This is a genomic window from Myxococcus sp. CA023 (assembly GCF_010998615.1).
In the GTDB taxonomy this organism is placed as follows: domain Bacteria; phylum Myxococcota; class Myxococcia; order Myxococcales; family Myxococcaceae; genus Myxococcus.
Window position 1 is genome coordinate 38069 of sequence record NZ_JAAEAH010000055.1, and the last position, 24772, is coordinate 62840.

20 protein-coding genes and 1 tRNA gene are annotated in these 24772 nt (G+C 69.0%); 10 read left to right on the top strand and 11 right to left on the bottom strand.

All coding sequences use genetic code 11. The annotated features are described in order from the left end of the window. Positions 1–193 precede the first annotated feature (193 nt). Positions 194–1717, top strand: a complete 1524-nt coding sequence (locus tag F8M74_RS23545; protein WP_141256270.1) for a sensor histidine kinase — start codon at positions 194–196, stop codon at positions 1715–1717. Here F8M74_RS23545 and F8M74_RS23550 read toward each other — a convergent pair. The 3 genes from F8M74_RS23550 to metF form a co-directional block, all read right to left on the bottom strand. After that, on the bottom strand, positions 1714–2325 hold the full coding sequence (locus F8M74_RS23550) for a DUF2378 family protein (RefSeq protein WP_216620398.1): 612 nt from the start codon (positions 2323–2325) through the stop codon (positions 1714–1716). The genes F8M74_RS23545 and F8M74_RS23550 overlap by 4 nt on opposite strands. A gap of 260 nt (positions 2326–2585) precedes the next feature. Next, positions 2586–3008, bottom strand: a complete 423-nt coding sequence (locus F8M74_RS23555) for a hypothetical protein (protein ID WP_011553094.1) — start codon at positions 3006–3008, stop codon at positions 2586–2588. Then, a complete protein-coding gene (gene metF / locus F8M74_RS23560; protein WP_141256268.1) occupies positions 3005–3877 on the bottom strand; it encodes a methylenetetrahydrofolate reductase [NAD(P)H] in 873 nt (290 codons plus the stop codon). The genes F8M74_RS23555 and metF overlap by 4 nt, the downstream gene beginning before the upstream one ends. 96 nt (positions 3878–3973) lie before the next feature. On the opposite strand from metF, the gene gcvT reads away from it, so the two are divergent. The 3 genes from gcvT to gcvP all read left to right on the top strand — a co-directional run bounded on the left by gcvT (position 3974) and on the right by gcvP (position 8470). Then, positions 3974–5056 carry a glycine cleavage system aminomethyltransferase GcvT gene (gene gcvT / locus F8M74_RS23565; protein WP_141256267.1) on the top strand — a complete coding sequence of 361 codons (1083 nt, stop codon included), beginning with the start codon at positions 3974–3976 and terminating at the stop codon, positions 5054–5056. 30 nt (positions 5057–5086) lie between these two features. Beyond that, a complete protein-coding gene (gene gcvH, locus F8M74_RS23570) occupies positions 5087–5476 on the top strand; it encodes a glycine cleavage system protein GcvH (RefSeq protein WP_090492958.1) in 390 nt (129 codons plus the stop codon). 78 nt (positions 5477–5554) lie between these two features. Then, positions 5555–8470, top strand: a complete 2916-nt coding sequence (gcvP, locus tag F8M74_RS23575; protein ID WP_141256266.1) for an aminomethyl-transferring glycine dehydrogenase — start codon at positions 5555–5557, stop codon at positions 8468–8470. Between the two features lie 63 nt (positions 8471–8533). Here the strand turns inward: gcvP and F8M74_RS23580 are convergent, their stop codons facing one another. The 3 genes from F8M74_RS23580 to F8M74_RS23590 all read right to left on the bottom strand — a co-directional run bounded on the left by F8M74_RS23580 (position 8534) and on the right by F8M74_RS23590 (position 12762). Further along, positions 8534–9451, bottom strand: a complete 918-nt coding sequence (locus F8M74_RS23580; protein WP_141256265.1) for a cation diffusion facilitator family transporter — start codon at positions 9449–9451, stop codon at positions 8534–8536. 27 nt (positions 9452–9478) lie between these two features. Continuing rightward, the gene (locus F8M74_RS23585) at positions 9479–10726 is read right to left on the bottom strand and encodes an energy transducer TonB (protein ID WP_141256264.1); all 1248 of its coding nucleotides are present in this window, start codon (positions 10724–10726) and stop codon (positions 9479–9481) included. A gap of 119 nt (positions 10727–10845) precedes the next feature. Beyond that, positions 10846–12762, bottom strand: a complete 1917-nt coding sequence (locus F8M74_RS23590) for a SpoIID/LytB domain-containing protein (protein WP_141256263.1) — start codon at positions 12760–12762, stop codon at positions 10846–10848. Between the two features lie 85 nt (positions 12763–12847). Here F8M74_RS23590 and F8M74_RS23595 point away from each other — a divergent pair, with 85 nt between their 5' ends. Then, positions 12848–14527 (top strand): nitrous oxide reductase family maturation protein NosD, encoded by a 1680-nt coding sequence (locus F8M74_RS23595; RefSeq protein WP_141256262.1) that lies wholly within the window; start codon positions 12848–12850, stop codon positions 14525–14527. Between the two features lie 72 nt (positions 14528–14599). On the opposite strand, the gene F8M74_RS23600 is transcribed toward F8M74_RS23595, so the two are convergent. After that, positions 14600–14671: transfer RNA gene (locus tag F8M74_RS23600), tRNA-Cys, on the bottom strand. A 159-nt stretch (positions 14672–14830) separates the two neighbouring features. Between F8M74_RS23600 and F8M74_RS23605 the strand changes: the two genes are divergently transcribed. The 4 genes from F8M74_RS23605 (at position 14831) to fdxA (ending at position 18072) form a co-directional block, all read left to right on the top strand. After that, entirely contained in the window at positions 14831–15982 is a 1152-nt protein-coding gene (locus tag F8M74_RS23605; RefSeq protein WP_141256290.1) for an acyl-CoA dehydrogenase family protein, read from the top strand. Between the two features lie 118 nt (positions 15983–16100). Then, on the top strand, positions 16101–16454 hold the full coding sequence (locus F8M74_RS23610) for a rhodanese-like domain-containing protein (RefSeq protein WP_141258463.1): 354 nt from the start codon (positions 16101–16103) through the stop codon (positions 16452–16454). A gap of 82 nt (positions 16455–16536) precedes the next feature. Continuing rightward, complete coding sequence (gene asd, locus F8M74_RS23615) at positions 16537–17625, top strand: aspartate-semialdehyde dehydrogenase (RefSeq protein ID WP_141258462.1); 1089 nt, start codon at positions 16537–16539, stop codon at positions 17623–17625. A 111-nt stretch (positions 17626–17736) separates the two neighbouring features. Next, positions 17737–18072: a ferredoxin FdxA gene (gene fdxA / locus F8M74_RS23620; protein WP_140862301.1), complete on the top strand. Its 336-nt coding sequence runs from the start codon at positions 17737–17739 to the stop codon at positions 18070–18072. 72 nt (positions 18073–18144) lie between these two features. On the opposite strand, the gene F8M74_RS23625 is transcribed toward fdxA, so the two are convergent. Together F8M74_RS23625 and F8M74_RS23630 are read right to left on the bottom strand one after the other, a co-directional pair. Then, positions 18145–18933 (bottom strand): hypothetical protein, encoded by a 789-nt coding sequence (locus F8M74_RS23625; protein WP_141258461.1) that lies wholly within the window; start codon positions 18931–18933, stop codon positions 18145–18147. Between the two features lie 131 nt (positions 18934–19064). Further along, a complete protein-coding gene (locus F8M74_RS23630) occupies positions 19065–20114 on the bottom strand; it encodes a hypothetical protein (protein WP_228560297.1) in 1050 nt (349 codons plus the stop codon). Positions 20115–20261: 147 nt separating this feature from the next. Here F8M74_RS23630 and F8M74_RS23635 point away from each other — a divergent pair, with 147 nt between their 5' ends. Then, positions 20262–20738, top strand: a complete 477-nt coding sequence (locus F8M74_RS23635; RefSeq protein ID WP_141258460.1) for a GNAT family N-acetyltransferase — start codon at positions 20262–20264, stop codon at positions 20736–20738. A 7-nt stretch (positions 20739–20745) separates the two neighbouring features. Here the strand turns inward: F8M74_RS23635 and hrpB are convergent, their stop codons facing one another. Together hrpB and F8M74_RS23645 are read right to left on the bottom strand one after the other, a co-directional pair. Continuing rightward, positions 20746–23310 (bottom strand): ATP-dependent helicase HrpB, encoded by a 2565-nt coding sequence (gene hrpB, locus F8M74_RS23640; protein ID WP_141258459.1) that lies wholly within the window; start codon positions 23308–23310, stop codon positions 20746–20748. A 13-nt stretch (positions 23311–23323) separates the two neighbouring features. Further along, entirely contained in the window at positions 23324–24727 is a 1404-nt protein-coding gene (locus tag F8M74_RS23645) for a hypothetical protein (RefSeq protein WP_171410537.1), read from the bottom strand. Between the last annotated feature and the right edge of the window lie 45 nt (positions 24728–24772).

The following is a 24772-nucleotide window of genomic DNA, read 5'->3' on the forward strand; positions in this document are numbered from 1 at the left end:
TTGTTCAATCCCTGTCGATGGAACGAGCGGGTGACGGTGTGTTTCACAGCGTCATCAACGAGCCCCGAGGGCAAGTTGCATGTTTCTGTTGGAACAGTCCGCTTATTCCGACAAGTTTGGATTGCCAGGGGTGTGTAAGGGGTTAGGATGCGACTCATCCGGGGGGGCCGGTATGGCCGGGGTGAGTCACGCAATGATTGACCAGGATGTGGGCGCGCCTGTGCTTCGGGGGCGATTCGGCCATACACGCGGGGAGAACGTGCGGACGGAGGGTACCGTGTCAACGGAGACTTCCGGCAACATGGTGCTCACACGTGGGGTCGACGCGCTTGAGGTGCGGGTGGAAGCACTGCTCGGCGAGCACCTGGAGGCCGTGCGACGGCGGGTGGACTCTCGCTTCGCGGTGCTGATGGTGGGGCAGTGGCTGGTCGCCATCGCGGTGGCGGCGGTGCTGTCGCCCTTCGCCTGGCAGGGGACGTCGCGGGTGGTGCATCCCCATCTGCACGTGGCGGTGGTGCTGGGTGCCCTGCTGTCCGCCTTCCCACTGGTGCTGGTGCGGCTGCGGCCCGGGGACGTCGTCACGCGGCACGTGGTGGCGGTAGCGCAGATGCTCTGGGCCGCGCTCTTCATCCACCTGACGGGTGGCCGCATCGAAACGCACTTCTATGTGTTCGGCTCGCTGGCCTTCCTGGCCTTCTACCGGGACCCGGCGGTGATGGCGACCGCCACCGCCACGGCGGTGCTGGAGCACTGCCTGCGCGGCATCTGGTGGCCAGAGTCCATCTTCGGCGTGTCGAATCCCGCGTGGTGGCGCTTCCTGGAGCACGCCTTCTGGATGGTGTTCGTCAACGGGGTGCTGGTGATTGCGTGCCGCGAGACGCTGGGGGAGATGCGGCGCGTGGCGGTGCAGCAGGTGTTGCTGGAGGGCGCGTACGCGAACGAGCGCGTGGACCATGAGCATGCGCTGGCACGCGTGCGCCGGGAGATGAGCTCCTACCGCGAACAGGCCGCGCGGGTGGAGAAGCTGGCGGCGGTGGGGCGGATGACGGCGACGGTGAGCCACGAGCTGCGCAACCCGCTGGCCGCGGCCCGCACCGCCAACGCCGTGGTCGTCCGTCACCTGCGCAAGCTGGACGTGACGCTGGCGGACCAGCGGCTCCAGCGCTTCCTGGAAATCATCGAGCGCGAGCTGGCGGTGTGTTCACGCATCTCCTCCGAACTGCTGGACTTCGCCCGCGAACGTCCGCTGGAGCTGCGGCCCTGCTCGCTGCACGCGTTGATGGAGGAGGTGCTGGACGTGGTGCCGGGCCGCGAAGGCGTGCGCATCCAGAACAGCGTCCCCCTCTCGCTGGAATCGCCTTGGGTCGACCGGGAGCTGCTGCGCAAGGTGCTCATCAACCTGGTGCAGAACGCCGTGGAGGCCATGCCCGCGGGCCGTCTGGGCCGGGTGGACGTGTTCGCGGAAGGCGGCAATGGCAGCGCCTTCATCATCCGCGTGTCCGACAACGGCATGGGCATCCCGGAGGCGATGCAGGAGCGCATCTTCGAGCCGCTCTTCACGACGAAGCCCGCGGGCACGGGCCTGGGACTGTCGGTGGTGGCCAGCACGGTGCGGCAGCACGGCGGCACCCTGCGCGTGGAGAGCCGGGAAGGGGAGGGCAGCGTCTTCACCCTCTGCCTCCCGGCGGGTTGCCCCGCCGCCGAGGCCGCCCTCTAGCTCCAGGACACCTCGTACTCGCCATCCAGCAGGCCCGTGGCACGCCCGCGGATGTGCGTGTCGCGGGCGCCAATGGCGGCCAGCGCCGCGCGAAGCACGCCCTCGTGGTAGCTGTGCGGCATGAAGTCGCGGAACATGTTGAGGCGGCCCTGGCGCTCGCCCATCCACTCCACGTCCCGCTCGCCGTAGCTGACGGCGGTGCTGTAGCCGGACGGCAGGTTGCTGACGAGCCGGCGCGGGCAGCCACCGGACAACGCCAGGAAGCTGCGCCCCACCACGGTGCTCAGGAAGTCCTGCGCGGACCGGGCGCCAATGGTCCGCATGGCCGCCTCGAAGCCGCCCAGCCGCGGCGCCAGCAACCCCGCGGCGCTGAAGGACAGCCGCAGGAAGCTGGTGATGGGGTACAGGAAGAAGGGCACGAAGGCGCGCTCGCGCGAGGCCGCCAGGCACCGCGCCGCGGCGGCTTCCCCCGCTTCCTTCCGGACCACGTCCAGCGCCCCCAGGAAGAACATGCCCCGGGCACGGTCCTTCTCCTCCGCGCGGCTCAGCCGCCGAGCCAGCTCCGTCAAAGGTTCAGGCGTTCCCCGCTCGACCTCAAACGCAATCATGGCCACCCCTGCGCTGGGAGGCGGCACTCGACGTGCGCGCCCCTCCTTGTGTGGCTACGAAAGTGAGGGAAACCGAGAAAGTGTGAAAGCCCGCACGGCTGCAACCCCAGGGCAGGGGGAGCGCCATTGGTGAACAGAGTGGGGGCTGCGTCAGAGGGAGCGCCGGGCTTCAGATGCCAGGAGGCGTGGCCGCGGGCGGTGTGGCCTGAACATCAATTCACGGCGGTTGGCTGACGCTCCAACCGCCGCGTTTTGAACGCTCAGGCCTGGAAGGCTTCGCGAACCCCGTCTCGACGCAAGGTGAAGAGCATCCACACGGCCACCGGGACGCCAATGACGCAGCCGGGGGACAGGATGTAGAGCGCGGTGATGCCGCCCACCGTGGCCAGACCGTAGCCCTTCAGGTTGAGCGCGCTGATGGCGCCCCAGGCGGACAGCACCCCGCAGAGGATGCCCACCAGCAGCATCAGCGCCAGCGTGGGTGACAGCTCCAGCGTGGAGGCCTCCGCGCCCGCGGGGACGAAGGGGGAGGTCACCTTCAGCGCCGCCAGCACGAAACCGGCGATGTTGTAGATGACGTTCAGCACGCCCACGCACAGCAGGAAGAAGGCGGGCGGACGGATGATGTTGAGGACCTTGCTACGCGGGTCGCTTGGGGGCAGGTGGATTCCAGGACCACTCATGAACGGGCTCGCAGTGCGCTCACGATCATCCGCGTCGCCGGGGACTTGTTGAGCGTGTAGAAGTGGATGCCAGGCACGCCGCGCGACAGCAGCTCCATGCACTGCACCGTCGCATGGGCCACGCCGAGCTGGGCCATGGCCTCCGGGTTGTCCTTCACCCGCTCGAGCTGCAACGCCAGGCGCATGGGCACGGTGGCTCCGCACAGGCGCGTGAATCGTTGGATCTGCTCGTAGTTGGTGATGGGCATGATGCCGGGGACGATGGGGACGTTGATGCCCGCGCGGCGCGCCCGCTCCACGAAGTCGAAGTAGAACGCGTTGTCGAAGAAGAGCTGCGTCACCACGAAGTCCAGGCCGGCATCCACCTTGGCCTTGAGATGACGCAGGTCGTCGTCACGGGAGGGCGTCTCCACGTGGCCCTCCGGATAGCACGCTCCCCCGAGGCAGAAGTTGAAATCCTCTTCTCGGATGAATCGCACCATCTCCGACGCGTAGCGGAAACCCCCGGGCGCGGGCTCGAAGAGTGTCTGGCCCTTGGGCGGGTCTCCACGCAGCACCAGGACGTTGTCCACCTTCGCGGCGGACAGCCGCTCCAACACGGTGCGCAACTCCGCCGGGGAGTGCCCCCCGCACGTCAGGTGCGCCATCGCCTCGATGCCCGCCTCCTGCTTGATGCGCAGCACCAACTCCACCGTCTTCGCCCGAGTGCTGCCTCCCGCGCCTTCCGTCACGGAGACGAAACCCGGCTGCAGGGTCGCCAGGTCTTCCAGCGCCTTGAGCAGGTTGGCCTCGCCCTCGTCCGTCCGGGGCGGGAAGAACTCGAAGGAGAAGCACGGGTCGGAAGGATTCAACCGATTACGAATCTTCATGTCGCCCCCAGTGTAGACGCTCCGCGTCGTCCTTGATCGGGCAAGTCTCGCGGCTATAGTCCGCGCCGTTTTCCACACCCCTCCAGGAGAATGAAGATGGCCCGGCAAACGCCCCTCAACGCGGCCCACCGCAAGCTGGGGGCCCGGATGGTCGACTTCGCTGGCTGGGACATGCCCGTCCAGTACAGCTCCGTCATCGGCGAGCATGAAGCCGTGCGCACCGGCGTCGGCCTGTTCGACGTCTCCCACATGGGCGAGGTGGAGTTCTCCGGCCCCGGCGCGCTGGACACGGTCAACGCGCTCATCTCCAACGACCTGGCCCGCGTCGCGGACGGGCAGGCGGTGTATGCGGGCTTGCTCGACGAGCGGGGCACCTTCGTGGACGACGTGGTCGCCTACCGCTTCAGCCCCGAGCGCATCCTCATCTGCGTCAACTCCAGCAACCGCGAGAAGGACGTCGCGTGGATGAAGACGCACGCCAAGGGTGTGGCACCCGTGGACCGGAGCGACGACTACGCGCAGATTGCCGTGCAGGGCCCCAAGGCCACCGGCCTGGTCCAGCGCCTGACGAAGACGGACCTGTCGAAGATTGGCACCTACCGCTTCGCCGAGGGCGAGGTCGCCGGTGTGAAGTGCCTCATCTCCCGCACCGGCTACACCGGCGAGGACGGCTTCGAGCTGTACAGCGCGGCCGGGGACGCGGTGGCCCTGTGGGACGCGCTGCTCACCGAAGGCCAGCAGGACGGCGTGAAGCCGTGTGGCCTGGGCGCCCGGGACAGCCTCCGCACGGAGATGAAGTACGCGCTCTACGGCAACGACATCGACGACCAGCACACCGCGCTGGAAGCCGGGCTGGGGTGGATCGTCAAGCTCGACAAGGCGGCCTTCATTGGCAAGGAAGCGCTGGTGGCGCAGAAGGCCGCGGGCGTGAAGCGCAAGCTGGTGGGCTTCGAGCTGACCGGCAGCGGCATTCCGCGCCACGGCTACGCCATCCTCAAGGACGGCGCGCCGGTGGGGGAGGTGACCAGCGGCACCATGGGCCCCACCGTGAAGAAGGCCATTGGCATCGGCTACGTGCCCACCGAGCTGTCCGCGGAGGGCTCCACCTTCGACGTGGACATCCGCGGCCGCGCGGTGCCCGCCGTGGTGGTGAAGACCCCGTTCCACAAGAAGCCCTGAAGCATTCCCGTTCCAACCAGGAGCAACGACATGGCCGACAACATCCCCGGCGACCTGAAGTACACCCGTGAGCACGAGTGGGCCCGCGTCCAGGGCACCTCGGTGGTGGTGGGCGTCACGCAGCACGCGCAGGAGTCCCTGGGCGACGTGGTCTACGTGGAGCTGCCCAAGGTGGGCTCCACGGTGACGGAGGGCAAGCAGTTCGGCGTCATCGAGTCCACCAAGGCGGTGTCGGAGCTGTACTCGCCGCTGACGGGCAAGGTGGTGAAGGTGAACGACGGGCTGTCGGACAACCCCTCCACCGTGAACACCGACCCCTACGGTGCGGGCTGGATTGTGGAAATCGAGCCCTCGGACCCCAAGCAGGTGGACGGACTCCTGGACGCCGCCGCGTACACCGCCCTGCTCCAGAACAGCTGAGAGTGAAGGGAAGGGGACTGGCTGTTAGGGACGGTCCTCGACTTCTCGACGCACGACTCGCCCGCGAGCTACAAAGCCATGTCCTTGAACTGGAAGTATCAGGAGCCGTTTGCCGGCCGTCACAATGGTCCGGATGACACCGAGCTGAAGCAGCTGCTGTCCGCGCTGGGCGTGGACTCGCTCGATGCCTTCATCGACCAGGCAGTCCCGCCCGCCATCCGCGCCAAGGAGCCGCTGAAGCTCGCGACCGCGCGCGGCGAGCACGAACTGCTGGCGGCCTTGGAGTCCATCGCCGCGAAGAACCAGGTGTTCCGGTCCTTCATCGGCATGGGCTATCACGACACGCACACGCCGAACGTCATCCTCCGCAACGTCTTCCAGAACCCGGGCTGGTACACCCAGTACACGCCCTATCAGGCGGAGATTGCGCAGGGCCGGCTGGAGGCGCTGCTCAACTTCCAGACACTGGTCATGGACCTGACGGGTCTGGAGGTGGCTAACGCCTCGCTGCTGGATGAAGGCACCGCCGCCGCCGAGGCCATGGCCCTGGCCCTGGCCGTGCACCAGAAGGGCGAGGAGTCCGGCGCGGCCTTCTTCGTCTCCGACGGCTGCCACCCGCAGACGGTGGACGTGGTGCGCACCCGCGCCCAGCCGCTGGGCGTGGAGGTGGTGGTGGGCGACCACCGCACGGTGGACTTGAGCTCGAAGAAGTTCGTGGGCGCGCTGGTGCAGTACCCGACCACCGACGGCGCGGTGCATGACTACCGGGCCTTCGGCGAGCAGGTGCACGCCGCGGGCGGCCTGTTCGTGGTGGCCGCGGACCTGCTCAGCCTGACGCTGCTGACGCCGCCGGGTGAGTTCGGCGCGGACGTGGCGGTGGGCAGCGCCCAGCGCTTCGGCGTGCCCATGGGCTACGGCGGCCCGCACGCGGGCTACTTCGCCACGAAGAACGCGTACACCCGCGTCATGCCCGGCCGCATCATCGGCGTGTCCGAGGACGCGCAGGGGCGCCGCGCGCTGCGCATGGCGCTCCAGACGCGTGAGCAGCACATCCGCCGCGAGAAGGCGACGAGCAACATCTGCACCGCGCAGGTGCTGCTGGCCGTCATCGCCAGCATGTACGCCGTCTACCACGGCCCCTCCGGGCTGAAGGCCATCGCCGAGCGCGTGCACGGCCTGACGGTGCTGCTGGCGCGCGGGCTGGCGAAGCTGGGCCTCAAGCTGAAGCACGACCAGTACTTCGACACGCTGCGCGTGGAGCTGACGGCCGCGCACGTGCGCGCGGTGCTGGGGGCCGCCGAGGCGGCGCGGATGAACTTCCGCCGCATCGACGAGAAGACGCTGGGCGTGTCCCTGGACGAGACGACGCGGCCCGCGGACGTGGAGGACATCCTGGCGGCCTTCGCCACCGGCACCGGCAAGTCCTCCGCGCCGGTGCTTGCGGACCTGGTGGGTGACGGCGTGGAGAGCGCCGTGTCGCAGGGGCTGCGCCGCTCGAGCGCGTACCTCACGCACCCCGTCTTCCACAGCTACCACTCCGAGACGGAGATGCTGCGCTACATCCGGCGGCTCGAGGCGAAGGACCTGTCCCTCACGCACTCGATGATTCCGCTGGGCAGCTGCACCATGAAGCTCAACGCCACCGCGGAGATGATTCCGGTGACGTGGCCCCAGTTCGGGCGGCTGCACCCGTTCGCGCCCACCTCGCAGGCGGCTGGCTACAAGGTCATCTTCGAGCAGCTGGAGCAGATGCTGACGCAGGTGACGGGCTTCGCGGGTTGCTCGCTCCAGCCCAACGCCGGAAGCCAGGGTGAGTACGCGGGCCTGCTCGTCATCCGCGCGTACCACCAGAGCCGCGGCCAGGGGCACCGGGACGTGTGCTTGATTCCGTCCTCCGCGCACGGCACCAACCCGGCATCAGCGGTGATGGCCGGCTACAAGGTCGTCGTCACCAAGTGCGATGAGAACGGCAACATCGACCTGGATGACCTGCGCGCGAAGGCGGAGGCGCACAAGGACGCGCTCGCCGCGCTGATGGTGACGTACCCGTCCACCCACGGCGTGTTTGAGGAGGAGATTCGCGAAATCTGCGCCATCGTCCACGAGCGCGGCGGCCAGGTGTACATGGACGGCGCCAACCTCAACGCGCAGGTGGGCCTCACATCGCCCGGGTTGGTTGGCGCGGACGTGTGCCACATCAATCTGCACAAGACGTTCTGCATCCCGCACGGCGGCGGCGGCCCGGGCATGGGCCCCATCTGCGTGGCCAGCCACCTGGTGAAGTTCCTGCCGGGGCACCCCGTCATCCAGACGGGCGGCTCGGAGGCCATTGGCGCCATCTCCGCGGCGCCGTGGGGCAGCGCGAGCATCCTGCTCATCTCCTGGATGTACATCGCGATGATGGGCGGCGAGGGCCTCACCCAGGCCACCAAGCTGGCCATCCTCAACGCCAACTACGTCGCCGAGCGGCTCAACGCCCACTACCCGGTGCTGTACCGGGGCAAGCGCGGCAAGGTGGCGCACGAGTGCATCGTCGACCTGCGCCCGCTCAAGAAGACGGCGGGCGTGGAGGTGGAGGACGTGGCCAAGCGGCTCATGGACTACGGCTTCCACGCGCCCACCGTGTCCTTCCCGGTGGCGGGCACGCTCATGATTGAACCGACGGAGAGCGAGTCCAAGGCGGAGCTGGACCGTTTCTGCGACGCGATGATCGCCATCCGTCAGGAGATTCGGGACATCGAGGAGGGCCGCATGCCCAAGGACAACAACGTCCTCAAGCACGCCCCGCACACCGCGCGTGTCGTCGCCGCGCCGGAGTGGAACCGTCCCTACTCGCGCGAGCAGGCCGTGTTCCCCACTCCGTGGGTCCGCGACAACAAGTTCTGGCCCTCCGTGGGCCGGCTCAACAGCGTGCTCGGTGACCGGAAGCTGGTCTGCTCGTGCCCGCCCATCGAGGACTACATGTCGCCGGAGCCGAAGGCCGCCACGGCCTGACGCATCCCGCGCATCGGGTGATGCCATGGGCCGTCTCCCTTGTCGGGGAGGCGGCCCTCGTCTTTACGCGGGCGTGGCCAGTGCGGTGCGGTCCGGCTCCACGTGGACCACCACGTCCACCACCTGGGGATAGGCACCTTGCAGCGTGCGCTCCACCCGGTCCGCCACTTCATGGGCCTGCGCGGTGGTGAGCTGCGGGTCCACCTCGATTTTGAGGTCCACGTAGACGCTCTCCTCCATGCCGCGGCTGCGCACGTCGCGGCAGGAGCGCACGCCCGGCACGGCCAGCGTGTGCCGCTTCACCTCGTCTGGGTCCAGGCGCGCCGTGTCGGAGAGGATGCCCACCGCCTGCCGGACGATGCCGTAGGCCACCCAGGCCACGAACACCATCACGGCCAGCGCAATCAGCCCATCCGCGCGCGGGTAGCCCAGCCACACCAGCAGCAGGGAGCCCAGTACCGCGAGGGTGACGTAGACGTCGGACATCGTGTGGCTCGCGTCCGCCAGCAGCAGGGAGCTCTTGTACTTGCGCCCGTAGTACCGCTCCACCCGTGTCACCACCATGTTCACCACCAGGGTGAAGGCCATGACGGCCGCCATGGTGCCCGTCACCTGCGGATGCTTGTCGTTGAGCACCGAGTCGAGCGCCATGCGCCCCAGCTCCAGCATGCCCACGCCAATCATCGCGCCAATGCCCAGCGACGCGAGCGCTTCGAACTTGCCGTGGCCGTAGGGGTGGTCCTCGTCCGCCGGGCGTGACGCCACACCCATGGCCACCAGCCCCAGCACGTTGGAGCCGCCGTCGATGAACGAGTGCAGCCCGTCCGCCGTCACCGCCGCGGACTGGCTGATCATTCCGAAGAGCAGCTTGGCGCTGGCCACCACCCAGTTGGCCACCAGGATGCCCAGCAGCACTTTGCGGACCTTCCGGTTCCGCTCCTGCTGCGCGAGGTTTCTGTCGGTGAGCGTCGTTGCTTCCACGGCGCCGCACGGTACTTCAGTGCGTGCTCAGTTGGGCTGGCGGAACAGCCGCATCTTCGGGCCGCCGCCCATTTCCATGAAGAATCCGAACTGGAACTTCACCTTGGAGTCGTCCGACAGCAGGCCGGGCGGCGGGTTGGGGAAGGGCTGCGCGCGTTTGAAGGACGACACTGCCTCGAAGTCGAGGAAGTCGAGCCCGCTGCTCTTCTCCACCTGGATGTCCGTCACCTGGCCGCGCTCGTCGAGCGTGATTTGCAGCAGCGTGTACCGGTCCCGCCCCGTGTAGATGCCACCGGTGGGGTCTCTCCGGCGCAGCTGCTCGTTGGGGTTCCAGTGCATGCCCACGCTCTGCTTCACGCGGTTGAAGAAGCTGGCGTACTTCCACTCACGCGTGTTGAGGAGGGTGCCATCGCCTTCCTCGGCGTCCTGCAGGTGGTCGTTGGGCGCGGCGCCCAGGACCTTGTCCATGACGGCGCGCGACGGCGTCAGCGACGCCAGCCCCGGAGCGCCCGCGCGGCCCGTGGAGCCGGCTTCCTCGCCGCCGGTGCCGGGCTGGATGTTGAGGCGCTTGGAGTTGCCCACCACCTCGTCGCTCTCGTTCTGGTTGTTCACCGCCATGCCCGGACCCGGCGACGTCGGGTCCGTCTTCATCGCCACCTCGTTCTTCTTGCGGGCGTCGGGAATCTCGAAGGCGGGCTTCTGGCCACCCTGGGACACGGGCCGGTCGTCGTTGCCCATGCCGTTGTTGCCGGCCATGCGCGGCGGCGACTGCGCGTCCGTATCCTGACCTTCTTGATTCTGCGGCGCCGTCCGCTGGGGCATGGCGTTCCGGTAGAAGGGCGTCTGCTCCCGAGCGCGCGTCTCCTTGTTCACGCGGTTGTTGCTCTCCGCGAGGTACTTCGCGTTCGGGTCCACTTCGTTGTTGCCGGGCGCGACGTCCACCACCTGACCCTTGGGCGTCTCGTCGGGCTTCTTCTCCTCCGGCTTCTTGTCCTGGGCCTTGGGACGCTCCGACGCCTGGGACTTCGTCTGAGGGGAGGCCTTGCCGCGGTTCTGCGCCCATTGGTCGGCGGTGAGCGGACGTACGGCCACGGAGGTGGGCCGCGTCACCGGCTTGCGTGACTTCCCGTCGCCCTGGAACGAACTCGTCAGAAGCAGGGTGCCCACGTAGACGGCATGGAGGAGCAGGGCGAGCGCAATCGCCGCGGCGAAACGCCCCGCGGACGACCCCTGCCGCCTCCGGCGGCGCCAGTTTGTTGGAGAACCCGTGCTCACGGCGGGATGATAAACCTCCGAACGGGCGGACTAGTCCCGTCGCGTTCGCGGCTGAACAGGTAAAAGGTCAGGTCGACTCGCGGGCCGCGCACGGGTTTGAAGGATAACCCCTCCCAGCCTCAATAGATGGGGGCCACCGTGGCACCGTTGAAGTAGTGACGGAGGATGTCCTGGTAGCGCTGCCCGGCCTCCGCCCGGCCAATGGCGCCCGTCTGGCACATTCCTACGCCGTGCCCCCAGCCCCCGCCACGGAAAAGCCAGCCGGTGAGTCGGCCCCCGGCGTCCCGCTCGGCCTCCACCACCGCCATGCTGCTGTTGAGCATGCCGAACAGGCGGCGGATGTTGAGCTCGCCGCGCACCTGGGTGGCCCCCTTGTCGCCGGACACCGTCAGCACGGCCGCGCGGCCGGAGACGCCCCGGTCCGTCAGCGCCAGGGCCTGGACGCGCCCCACGCCCAGCCGCTTCAGGCGGGTGTCCACCTGCTCGGCCGTGAAGCGCTTCTCCCACCGGAACTTGCTGGGCTGCGCGAAGCTGGACAGCCGGCAGGCCGCCGGGAGGTTGGCGGTCGTCAGCCAGCGCTCCAGGCTGGCGGGCAGGGGATGGGCGCCCACGGGGCCGATGACGTCCGGGCGGCCACGCAGGCTGGGGTCCGGAGGTCCGCCCCACACCACGTCGTTGTCCTCGGTGTGGCCGCCGCAGACTGCGCTGTAGACGGAGTCCACCAGGCGGCCGTCCTCACTGAAGAGTCCCTCGCCCCGGGTGGCCTCCACCGCGGCGGTGGTGCTGGCGGCCTCACCGGTACGGCCCCGATAGACGGCGCAGTGTTGTTCCGAGCACAGGAGGTAGGGGTCCGCCAGGTGCTTGATGCCCACCTTCGCCAACACCTCGCCGCGCGCGGTGACGGCCTGGGCCTTGAGCGCCTCCGAGTGGGCGCGGGCGAAGATTTCCGCGGGGACCAATCCCTTGAGCAGGTCCTCCAGGGGAACGACGTTCACCACCGCGAGTTGGCCCGAACGGTCCACGACGAGTTGGAGCGCGCCCCGGAAGGTGCGGTCCTCGAAGCCGTGGAAGTCGTAGCCCACGCCATATTCGACCTGACGCACGTCGAAGCCCGCGCCGTCGGGCGTCTCCGCGTCCAGCCGGTCCTGGGCCATGCCCACGACGACGCCCGCCTCGTCGCGCACCTCCAGGATGGCCTTGGAGGGCGTGCGCACCTCCTCGAAGAGCGTCGTCTGGACGCCGTGGCTGCGCAGCAGCTCTGCCTGCTTGAGGCCGGCGGCCTCGGGCGTGAGGACCTCGTCCACCAACAGCAGGGTGCGCCGGTTGTCGATGACCTTGCCAGCGATGCCGTAGACGGAGCCCAGGACCTGGGCCCGGACCGCGAGCCCCTTCTCACGCCATGACTCCAGCGCCGCCTGGAGTCCCGCGCGGTCGGCCATGCGGAACTCGGCCAACTGCACGCGCGCGGACAGCACCGCCGGGCTCCCCTGCGTCACCCGGACCGTCCAGCGCGTGCCCGCGGCCGCGTCGAGCATCTTCTCGTCGGGCCCTCCGAAGCGCAGGCGCATCCGGCCTCGCGGAGAGAAGGTGACCTCGTTCCGGCCCTCCATCAGGCGCACGGGTACGCGAGGCTCACCCCCACGGAAGTCCAGGCGCTTGAGGTCTCCCGGCGTGGGAATCCCCTGCGCCAGCGGGTCCTCTAGCGGCGGTGTCTCCGTGCCCATTGACGGTGCCTCGTGGCCGTTGGGCGAGGTCGCAGGTGCGCTGTCGGTCGCGCCAGACGACGCTCCGGGTGTGCCCGGGGCTGCCGGTCCGGAAGCCGATGCATCCGTGCCGGTAGCGCCCGCTTCGCTGTCCTGTGGGCCTGACGTGGCCTCGGACGATGAAACGACGGCCGGCCCGGTCGCGGATGCACGGGGACTTTCAGCCGCGGGTTTCGAGGCCACGCAGGCGGAGAGCAGGACGGCGGCGAGAAGCTGTGTGACGGCGTGGCGCACGGGGGGCGACACCGTACTGTCGCACCTCCAGGCTGTCACGGACCGTTCGTCGTGCGCCCGCCGGGCAGGCTGGCGGGTCCGTGCCGGGACCCGAGGGGATGAATAGCGCACAGGGCTTCCGGCGTTGCCCCTGCTCATGAAAACCCGACACGGCAACTGCCTGAAGCTGACGTTCCTGGCTACGAGCATGCTCCTGCTGAGCTTGGCGGCCTGCTCGGACTCCGACAGTGAAGGGATGCCTGTGCCCGTTCTGAGGCCGGTCCCTCGCCCCGTGCCCACGCCCGCGCCTGGGCCGGGGGAGTCGCCCACGCCCACTCGAACCTTCGCCACGCGTCCGCCCATCGGCGTGCAGGCGGTGGCGGGGACTCCGGTGGCCGCGCTGCCGGAACACACGGACCACGTGAACATCAAGGACCCTTCGCCCCAACCGGCCGTCAACGCCACGGCGATGGTCGTCGCCGCAGAGGCGCCCGTCTACACCCGTGAGTGGGTGGTGAGCACGTCTGGCAACGACGCCGGGGATGGCAGCGCCGCGCAGCCGCTGCGCACGCTCAACAAGGCCATCGGCCTGGCCAGTCCGGGTGAGCTCATCCGTGTCCTGCCCGGCACCTACGCGGAGCGCGTCATCATCGGTGACAACGCGAAGCCGGGCACGGCCGACGCGAAAATCACGCTCCAGGGCGAAGGCAGCCCGCGCATCGTCCTGGGCCCCGGCGAGCACGGGCTGATGCAGGTGCGCCAGCCGCATTGGATCATCGACGGCTTCGAAATCGATATGAAGGGCCAGACGCCCTTCGCCGTCACCTTCGAGGGCGACGTGACGGGCTCGATGCTCGTCAACTCGGACCTGCACGGCGGCACGGGCGGCGGCGCGGTGACGACGTTCAACAACGCCACCGGGCCCATCATCGAGAACAACCACATCCACGACTTCGTGAAGACCACCGACAACGAGGACTCGCACGGCGTCGTGGTGCAGCCCACGTCGCGCGACGTCACCGTGCGCAACAACGACATTCACGACAACTCCGGTGACTCCGTGCAGTGCCTGGGGCCCGAGGGCTTCAGCAACCTGCCGCCCGCGGAGAACCTGCTGGTGGAGAACAACCACTTCTACGGCAACCGCGAGAACGCCGTGGACATCAAGACGTGCTACGGGGTGACCATCCGCAACAACCGGATGCACCAATTCCTCCCGACCTCCACGGCGCGGGGGGATGTCGTCGTCATCCACTACTCCGCGAGCAACGTGCTGGTGGAGGACAACGAAATCTACGACGCCGCGAAGGGCATCGCGGTGGGCGGCACCCGTGAAGGCGCCATTCCCACCGGCGTCGTCATCCGCCGCAATCGCGTGTACGACATGACCGAGGCCGGAGGCGGGGAGGGCGCGGGCATCCGCCTGGAGAACTCGAAGGGCACCACGGTGGTGAACAACACCGTCACCCGCGCGGCCACGGCGCTCATCATCGGCCATGGCACCGGCGGCCCCACCCAGTCCCCAGTGGTGCAGAACAACATCTTCGCGGAAGCCCCCATCGCGGTGAACATGGGTCCGATGGCCCCGGGGATGAAACTGGGCAACAACCTCTTCCCCGCGGGCGCCCAGTTCAAGAAGGACGGCAAGCCCGTGGACCTCACGGCCTACCAGTCCACCTCGGGAGACACCACCTCACGCCTCGGCTCGGCGGACCTCGGGGCGGCGTTCGCGCCGGGGCCCATGGCGGTGGACTCGGGTGTCGACGTCGGCATCCCGTTCTGCGGCGGGGGGCCGGACATCGGCGCGGTGGAGCTGGGCTGCTGACCCGTCCACTCAGCCCCTGAAAAGGACAAGGCCCGATGCGGAGTGACTTCCGCACCGGGCCTTGTTTCTTTGAGGCGCCACCCGGATTCGAACCGGGGAATGAAGGTTTTGCAGACCTTTGCCTTACCACTTGGCTATGGCGCCGAGACGATGGGGTCGGCTTTATACGCAGCCCGCCACCACGCGGTCAAGGCTGCAACAGCTGCCTGCTGTGCATGCGTCCCGTTACCATGCCGTTACCAGAAGGTTCCACCCCGGGTGCGCGTGCGTACGGGCACCCGAAAGGACGAGGTGCTCGTAAAGATGCTTCACGGCCAAGGGCTGTACCTGGAAGAGCATGACGCGTTTCGTCGCACCGTACGTGCGGTGGTGGAGAAGGAGATTCTTCCCTTCGTGAAGGAGTGGGAGGCCCGGGAGGAGTTCCCCCGGGAGCTCTTCACCCGCTTTGCCGAGCTGGGCTTCCTCGGCCTGAAGTATCCGGTGGAGTACGGGGGCTCGGCGGCGGGGGAGCTGTATGAGGCGGTGTTGCTGGAGGAGCTGGGGCGCTGTGGCTCGGGCGGTGTGTCCGCGGGGCTGGGGGCCCAGTTCACCATCTCCACGGGGCCCATCCATCAGTTCGGCACGGACGCGCAGAAGCACCGCTGGCTGGCCCCCGCCATCCGGGGCGAGAAGATTGGCGCGCTGGGCATCACCGAACCGGACGCGGGTTCGGACGTGGCGGGGCTGCGCACCACCGCCCGGCGCGACGGCGACAGCTACGTCCTCAACGGCTCCAAGACGTACATCACCAACGGCGTGCGCGCGGACTTCGTGGTGCTGGCGGCGAAGACGGATCCGTCCGCGGGTCACAAGGGCCTGTCCATGGTGGTGGTGGAGAAGGGCACGCCGGGCTTCTCCGTGGGGCGCAAGCTGGACAAGCTCGGCTGGCGCGCCTCGGACACCGCGGAGCTGTTCTTCGAGGACTGCCGCGTGCCCGCGGAGAACCTGCTCGGTGGGGAAGGGCAGGGCTTCGCGCAGATCATGGGCAACTTCCAGTGGGAGCGCCTGTCGCTCGCGTTGGGCGCGGTGGGCGCCATGGAGGACATGCTGGAGACGGTGTTGGCGCACGTGAAGTCACGGCGTGCCTTCGGCCAGTCGCTCCACCAGTTCCAGGTGGTGCGCCACAAGCTGGCGGAGCTCTTCACCGCGCGCGAGTCGGCGCGTCAGCTCACCTACCACGCGCTGCGCCTGCACGTGGCTGGCGAGTGGGCGGTGGCGCAGACGTCCATGGCGAAGAAGGTGGCCACCGAGACGTGCTGCCGCGTGGCGGATGAGTGTCTCCAGCTCCATGGCGGCGCGGGCTACATGATGGAGTACGACATCCAGCGCCACTGGCGTGACGCGCGGCTGGGGCCCATCGGCGGTGGCACCAGTGAGGTGATGAACGAAATCATCGCCAAGCAGCTCGGCCTGTAGGGCGGGGGCGCGGCGCGGCACGGCGCCCCGCTTGTCACGTGGAGGGCAGGCGGGGGGGCGGCGTGGGAAGAGGCCCTGGGAGCTCCGGGTTACCCGAAGAGACCCCGCGGAGGGCACCGTGGAGCCCATCATCGTCTGTGCCGAGCTTTACATGCGTCTGGGGGACGACGAAGTGCTCGTCCTCGACTGTCGCGACGCTGCCGATTGGGAGCGTTATGACCAGCACATCCCAGGGGCCTTGCGGATGACGTCCGCGGAAATCGCCCGCGACCACCACATGCTCCCGGATGACGAACTCATCGTCTTGTGTGGTTGCTCGCCGGACGGAAGGGACACGCGCCGTATCTGCCGGCTGCTCCGGATGAAGGGCCGCGAGGCCGTCTGTCTCGACGGCGGACTGCTCGCGTGGGTCACAGGTGGCTTCCCCACGGAGCGGCACACCCGGGCGCCCGTCGCCGCGATGCCCCGCTGAGCACCAGGGTGGATGCGGTGCGTCGTCAAACGGTGTTATGGAGCGGGCGACATCCTCCTCTGGAGACTGGAGAAACGCCCCCATGGCCAGGCTTCGCGCGGCCCTCATCGGTGCCACTGGACTCGCCGGACAGCAATTCATCGCCGCCCTGAAGAATCACCCCTCCATCGAGCTGACGGGGCTCGCGGCCTCGCCTCGCTCGGCGGGCAAGACGTATGCGGAGGCGCTGAAAACGGCGAGTGGCATGACGGCCTGGTTCGTCCCGGAGCCGCTGCCCGCCGAGCTTGCCGGCATGAAGGTGGTGGCCGGTGACGCGCTCGAGGCCAAGGATTACGACCTGGTCTTCTCCGCCGTGGAGGCGGACGTGGCGCGCGAGTTGGAGCCCCGGTTGGCGAAGGACATCCCGGTCTTCTCCGCCGCCAGCGCGTTCCGATACGAAGAAGACGTCCCGTTGCTGATTCCCCCCGTCAACGCCGCGCACGCGCCCCTCATCCGGGAGCAGCAGCGCCGGCGTGGCTGGAAGGGCTTCATCGTCCCCATCCCCAACTGCACCACCACCGGCCTGGCGGTGACGCTGGCGCCGCTGGTGGAGCGCTTCGGGGTGAAGGCGGTGCTGATGACCAGCCTCCAGGCCATGTCCGGCGCCGGCCGCTCGCCGGGCGTCATCGGCATGGACATCCTCGACAACGTCATCCCCTATATTCCCAAGGAGGAGCACAAGGTCGAGGTGGAGACGAAGAAGATTCTCGGCGCGCTGCGTCCAGCGGGTGACGGCCTCACGCCGCATGACGTTCGGGTGTCCTGCACCTGCACCCGCGTGGCGGTGATGGAGGGCCACACCGAGTCCGTCTTCGTCTCATTGGACAGGAAGACCACTGTGGCCGAAGTGACCCAGGCCCTGCGGGAGTGGAAGGGCGCCGAGCTGGCTCGGAACCTGCCGTCCGCCGCACCGCGCTGGATTGAAGTGCTGGACGATCCCTTCCGACCCCAGCCCCGTTTGGACCGGGACACGCATGGCGGTATGGCCACCACCGTCGGACGCATCCGCGAGGATGGCGTCCTGGAGAACGGCTTCAAGTACGTGCTGGTGTCGCACAACACCAAGATGGGAGCCGCGCGAGGCGCCATCCTCGTGGCCGAGCTGCTGTTGGCCCAGGGCTTGGTGGGCTGAGCCCCGCTACCGGCGAAGGGGTGGCACAGATTCAGGATGCCATCGTCAGCTCGAACCACTACTCTGCGCGCCCACGGACGCGCCTGGTTTCAACCGAGAGGAGACTTTTCAATGGCCTACGTCGTTGCCGACCCTTGCATCAAGTGCAAGTACACCGACTGTGTCGAGGTGTGCCCAGTCAACTGCTTTTACGAGGGTGCCAACTTCCTGGTCATCCACCCGGATGAGTGTATCGACTGCGGTGCTTGCGAGCCGGTGTGCCCCACCAAGGCCATCTTCCCGGAGACGGAACTCCCGGAGCAGTGGAAGGAATACAAGGCGCTGAACGCCGACCTGTCCACCAAGTGGCCCAACATCGCGGAGAAGAAGTCCGCGCTGCCCGAGGCCGAGGAGTTCAAGTCGAAGGAAGGCAAGCGCTCCCTGCTGGATCCGGCGCCGGGCTCGTAGCACACGGACCGTCGCGTGGCCCGGAAGGCCCTTTCGCCCGACGGCGAGAGGGCCTTCTCCGTTGCGGGGGGACTACTCCGCGCGCAGAGAGCTCAGCTTCAACCCGCGCGATTCCAGGGCGTCGCGCAGTCGGCTCAGGTCCTCGGCCGCGACAGGGCGGTGCCGGCCCTGGATGCGCAGCGACACTTCGCGCGGGCCCGTGCGTTCGACCTCCACCGTGGCGTCCAGGTGCCCGCGCAGGCTCATGCTGAGCGCGGGTCGCTGGGACTTCACGAACACCTCGATGCGCTCGATGAGCGCCATCGCGGCCTCGGCGCGTGCGGCGGGGTTCACTTCCTCGGCCGGAGCGTGCGCGCCTCCCGCGCTCGCCGTCACCGCCGTGGCGCTCTCCGAGCCAATCGGCTCCTGAAGAGGCCTCTTTTCATCCGGAGGCGGTGGCCCGGGAGCCGGCCGTGCTTCGGGCTGAACTGGAAGGGCGGGGCGCAGGTCCTTCGACAGCTCGCGGGCGATGAGGTCGTGGAGCCGGTGTTCGGTGCGTTCCTGGCCCAGGGCCTGGGACTCGCTCCGGACGGTGCCCAGTCGCTGGACTTCGACATTCATCGCCTGCCGCTTGAGTCCCAGGCTCTCGGGGCTGGAGACAGCGCCGCGCTGTGCGGTGAGCACGGGCCCCGCGGCGCGGGCCAGCAGAGTGGGCGAGGGGCCCGTGCGCGCGGCGCTTCGGGGGCTCAGTCCCAAGCGTTGGGGCCTGGGTGGGGGGCTGCGTGCGTCCGCTTCGTCGAGCGCCTTCTTGAAGCGCTCTCCGTCGGCGGATGACTTCGTCTGTCCGGATCCGCTGGTGGGCTCGCGACTGTCGACCTTCATGGCATCCCTCGTGCGGTAGGCGCGGGGAGCAAAGCAGGGGGCGTGCCAGCCCCCGTCGCTAGAAGAGCCTCAGGCCGTCCCCGCGGAAGCGGTACCGCCGGGTGGACGGGTGTCCAGGCGTGGGATGCGCGTCAGCGTTGCGTACCGAAGGCGCCGGGCTGAATGGGCGCAATTCCGGTCAGGTCGTTGACGGCCAGGGGGCACGAGGCCACGGCGACCGGGTCGGCCAGGGAGGGCGTCTTCGTCCAGTCCCGCTCGGGGAAGATCAGGGCGTCGCGCAGCTCGATGGACGTCAGGCCCTTCTTGTACTCCCAGAAACGGCCTCGCACGAGGACGCGGGAGCCCTTGAGCAGCTTGTTGAGGTCCGCGTACTGCGTTTCCTGCAGCTTCGCGGAGATCTCCACGCGCGGGCGCTTGGGCGCCTTGCCGAAGTTGAACTCGAAGCGCTCCGTCGTCGGAGCCTCGGGCTCCACCCACAAGAGCCGGGCCAGCATGTACGGGGCTTCCGGCTCCTCGTCCTTCTTCAGGCGCTTCTTCTTTGGCTTCTCGAGCTTGAGGTCCACCAGCTCCAGCGCGCCGAAGGCGACCTCGTGGTCCAGGTAGTTCTCGCGGAAGAGAGCCTCGGCGGTGGACGCGCCCACGGAGGTGGCACGCTGGACTTCCTGGGCATAGCGCTCCCGCAGGGCGGGCAGGGTGACCAGGAAGCTGTCCAGGGGCTGCACTCCGTTGGCGAGGAAGCGAAGCCGGCCCATGTCGATGGCCGGGTAGTAGGGCGCCAGGGCCTGCGCCGTCACCAGCCACTCCTGGGGCAGCTTCTGGTCGATGAGCACGCGCCGCACCATGGCGACGAGGAAGGCGTTGCCGGGAAAGCGCTGGTTGACGAGCTGGGTGTTGAGGGCGTTGACCAGCACCGGGTCCAGCATGAAGTTTTCGTCACGCTTGTGCAGCAGCACACCGGTCTCACCCATCAGGGTCAGCATGGCCCCGAGCACCTGGGCGCAGCCGGCATCCTGGGTGCCCTGCTTGAGCCCCTGGTTCAGCTTCGACCGGGCGAAGCGCTTGTCCAGGTCCTCCTCGCGGAAGACGGGGGCCTGACCATTGCCGAAGAACAGCTCTGGCTGGGCGGTGGCGGGCATGGCCGACAGGGCCAGGGCGAGTGCGAGCAGTCGGTTGAAGCGCATGGCGCCTTGCAGCCTACCACGGCGCACGGACCCGCCGTGCGGCCTGCGCGTGGCGGCAGGCGGGCGGGGCATGGGCGCAACCCCGGCGTGCCACAGTGCTTTTTCCGCCTGTTGACCTCGCGGGCTTTTGTGTACCTTGCCCGCGACATGGCCTCTCCCACGGATACTTCCGCGCCCGTCACCATCACTCAGATTCAGAGTGAGGCGGAGCTCATGCAGGCGCTCGCCATCCGCGAGGTGGTGTTCATCGAGGAACAGGCGGTTCCCGAAGGCATCGAGCGCGACGCCGAGGACGCGCACGCCTATCACGTCATCGCCAACCAGGGCGGCCACGCCATCGGCACGGGGCGCCTGGTGATGTTGACGCAGCCTCCGGCCAACCAGGAAGGCACGTGGGGCCAGATTGGCCGCATGGCCGTCCTCCAGGCGCACCGCAAGGCGCGCGTGGGCTCCATGTTGCTGACGTCCCTCGAGGAAGAGGCGCGTCGGCGTGGCGTCAACGGCATCATGCTGCACGCCCAGCTCTACGCGCTGGAGTTCTACAAGAAGCACGGCTACCAGCCGGTCGGCGGTGTCTTCGAGGAAGCCGGCATGGAGCACCTGGAGATGCACAAGCGCTTCTGAGGTGGCCTCAACGGCGCGGTGGCCGGGGGGCAGGCGGCTGGGCATGCCGCGGATCCTCGGGCCACGAGTGCCGGGGGTACTTACGGCACAGCTCCTTGCGGATGGCGGGGTAGTGCCGCTCCCAGAAGCCCGCGAGGTCGGTCGTCACCTGGACCGCGCGCATGTTCGGCGCCAGCAGGTGCAGCACCAGCGGGACGCGCCCCGCGCAAACGTTGGGTCCCTGCGCCATACCGAAGAAGTCCTGGAGTCGCGACTCGACCCAGGGCGGCTTGCCCGGCTCGTAGTGGACCTTGACGCCGCGGCCTCCGGGCAGCGTCACCCGTTCCGGCGCATGCGTGGCCAGCAACCGCTGCTGCTCGGACGTGAGACGTGCATAGAGCGCGTCCAGCAGGGACACCCCTTCCAGGTCCTTGAAGCTGCGCGCGTCCGAGCACAGCGACGCCAGCGCATCGCGCAGGAAGGTGTCGTCGACGGTGGGGAACTTCGCCTCGGGGAAGGCCCCGGCCAGCAGGGCCACGCGGGTGCGCCACTGCTCCAGGGCCTCCGGGTCCGCGAACTTGCCGGGCCCCGCAGCCAGCGCGGCTTCCACGAGCACGCGCGCGGTGGCCTCCGAGGCGGGCGCGGGCGTGCGGGTCTCCTCCAGGACGAGGTTGCCGTAGGACAGGCGGGTGAGCCGCTCCACACGCCGGGCCTCCGCGCTCCACTGGAGGGTGTCCACCTCCTCCAGCGTGTCCGGGTAGAGGTCGAGCAGCCATTCCGGCTCCACGGCGCTGGCGAGCCGCACCACGGCGCCTTTGCCAGGGCGTTCTTCGGCGTCGGCGGCCACCATGAGGTCGGCGTCCTGGACCACGCTCACGTCTGACAGCGTGGCCGTCCCTCCTCCGAACATCAGCAGCTCGGGCGCACGGGGCCGGCGCCGCCGGGCGACGCGGTCGGGGTAGCCGGCGAGCACACTGAGCATCAGCGCTTGCTCCACGTCCTCGGGCCGTTGGGGCCGGGTGCCCTGTCCACGCACCGCGCGCCGCAGCTGCTTCTGGACGCGGTCCACGGACTGCACGGCGCCGGCCTCCAGGGAGAGGGAGTGCATGCGGCCCGACGCGAAGTTCGCGCGCTCGGCTTCGCGGAAGCGCTCGAACAGCTCCAGCAGGTCGGACGGCCCGCTGACGACGGCGGCCGGACGTCCTCCCTGGCCCAGGTTGGCGCGGGCCTCGCGGCGGATGTCGCGTTCGCCCATGAGGGCGGCCAGCACGGCGGCTTCGGCGCCCACGCCCCGGCGCTCACCCTCGACGATGATGCGTGCCTGACGGGGGTGGACGGGGAAGCGCAGGAGCCGTTCGCCCACCTCCGTGACGGTGCCGGTGGGGTCGACTGCGCCCAGTCGGTGGAGCAGCGTCTCCGCGGCGTCCAGGGATGCGGCCGGGGGCGGCTCGAAGAAGGGGAAGGCGGCCAGGTCGGTGATGCCGGACGCGCGCAGGGAGAGGACGGTTTCGGCCAGGTCTGTGCGGCGAATCTCCGGGGCGTCCTGCTCCGGGCGGCCATCGAAGTCGTGCTGGGTGTAGAGGCGCAGGCAGTGGCCCGCGCGCGTACGGCCCGCGCGGCCAGCGCGCTGGATGGCGGAGGCGCGGCTGACCTTGGACAGCTTGAGGGTGGGCAGGCCGGACCAGGGGGAGTGGGAGGCGACGCGCGCGAGCCCGGAGTCGATGACCACCGCCACGCCGTCGATGGTGACGGACGTCTCCGCGACGTTGGTGGAGAGGATGATCTTCCGCCGCGAGCTGCGCCGCACGGCGCGGTCCTGCTCGGCGGGGGACAGGTCGCCGTGGAGGGGGAGCACGTCGGTGCCGTGGCGTTCGGCGAACTCGGCGCATGCGTCGCGTGCGCGGCGGATTTCGCCGGCGCCGGGGAGGAAGACGAGCACGTCGCCATCCACGCCTTGGGTGAAGAGCCGCTTGATGCCGGAGAGCACCTGCTGGTCCAGGTGTCGGTCATCGGGCGAGGGCAGGTACTCCACGCTTACGTCGAAGCGCCGGCCCTCGGAGCGGAGCGAGGGACACCCGCCGAGGTACGCCCGGATGGGCTCCGCCTCCAGCGTCGCGGACATGACGACGACCTTGAGGTCGGGGCGCGCCGTCTCCTGAAGGCGCCGCAGCAGGGCCAGGGAGATGTCCGCGGACAGGTGCCGCTCGTGGAACTCGTCGAGCACGACGATGCCCACGTCGCGAAGCTTCGGGTCGGAGAGCAACCGGCGGCCGAGGACGCCTTCGGTGACGAAGGACAGCCGCGTCTTCGCGCTGCGCACGTCCTCGAAGCGGACCTGGTAGCCGACCGAATCGCCCACGCGCTCGCCCAGTTCCTCGGACACGCGCTGTGCGGCGAGCCGCGTGGGAAGCCGGCGTGGCTGGAGGACGATGATTTCCTTCCCCTGACCGAGCCCGGCCTCGAGGAGCGCGCGAGGCACGCGCGTCGTCTTGCCCGCGCCAGGAGGCGCTTCCAGGACGAGCGACCGCGCGCCACGCAGCGTGGAGACGATGTCCGGCAACAGGGGATCGATGGGAAGCGCGACGTCCGCCATGGCCCGGTGTCCTTTAAGGCGTGTCCGCGTCGGGAATCGGTGGCGCGGACTGCGAGGAAGCCTTCTTCTTCCGGATGCGAGGCGCCTGTGCCTCACCCGAGGCCGGAGGTTCGGTGGCCTCGGTCGCGGCAGGCTCCGCTGCATCGGCCTTCTTGCGACCCCGTCGCGCGCCGCGTGGCGCGGTAGAGGATGCCTCGTTAGGGGCTTGCGCGGTGGCCTCGTCGATAGTCGCGGGCCGGCTGTCGTTCGTCACCGCTCCATCCGTGGCATGCGGGGACGCATCGTCCCTGTCGGCCCGGGCCGCATTTTCCACGGCGGCCTTGTCCGCGAGTTGCGCCCCCTCGGCAGCTGCTTCCGGTTGGGCGACAGCGCCATCGTGCGACTCAGAAGCAGTGCTCGCGGAGGCCACGCTGGTCTCTGTCGTGGAGGGCAAGCCCCCGTCCTTCCGTTCGGCGCCACCAACCGGGCCCGAGTCGCCACCGTTGTCCGAGCGCTCTGCGCCAGAGTGCTGGAGCACCTCCGGGCTGGCTGCGCTGGCGGACGAGTCGTCACCCTCCGCCGCCGTGTCGCCGCGAGCGGCCGAAGGTGCGACGGAAGCAGTGCTTGCGATGTCGCCACCTGCATCCAGTGCGGCGACCTCGGCGAGTTCCGCCTCGGTGGGCTCCATGGAGTCGGTCGGCTCATCGAAGCCAGCCAGCGCGTCGTCGGAGAGCGTCAGCCCCCGTCCCGCGCGGCGCTTGGGCTTGAGGTTCAGCCCGGCGGCCTCATAGACGGTGGGGGCGGGCACGAGCGCGGCTTCGGCCAGCAGTCGCGCCTGTCGAAGGGACTGCTCGAGCTTCCGGCCGAGCGACACCAGTTCCTCACGAAGGAGGGTCTCCTGTTCCAGCGTCAGGGGCGACGGCTCATGGCTGGAGCGCCACGCGGTATGGGCGGTCAGCACCTGCTCCATGACGGGCCGCACGAGCGCGAAGTCATCCCGGGCGAAGATGCGCGTCACATAAGCGCTCTTCGTGCGCCGCTCGTAGGACGTCGCGTACTCGAGGACGGCTTCGCGGGGGGCTCTCCGAAGTTGCGGGAACTTCAGGTGGGGGAAGAGGGCTTCGATGACGGGCGCGCGGCTGCTGGCGGTGAAGGTGATGCCAGCGAGCAGCTTCTCCAGCACGTCCACCCAAAGCCCCTGCTGGTGGAACGCATACTCCTCGCGAGCCTCTTCCAACTCGGGGAGGTCCTTCACGCGGTCGAGCACGCCCTCGGTGGGCGCGCGCGCGGTGTGCACCAGTTCCAGCGCGGTGGTCAGCCAGCCCTTTTCGGCGTCGAGGCCGGGCCTGCCGGTGAGCATTTCCCCGGCCGTGGCGAGGCGGGCCTCGAAGGCTTCGGCGAAGCGGATGAGCTCGTACGATTCGAGCGTGGACGACATGCGGCGGCTCCTCGGAAGGGCGGCGGGAGATAGCACACCCGGCGC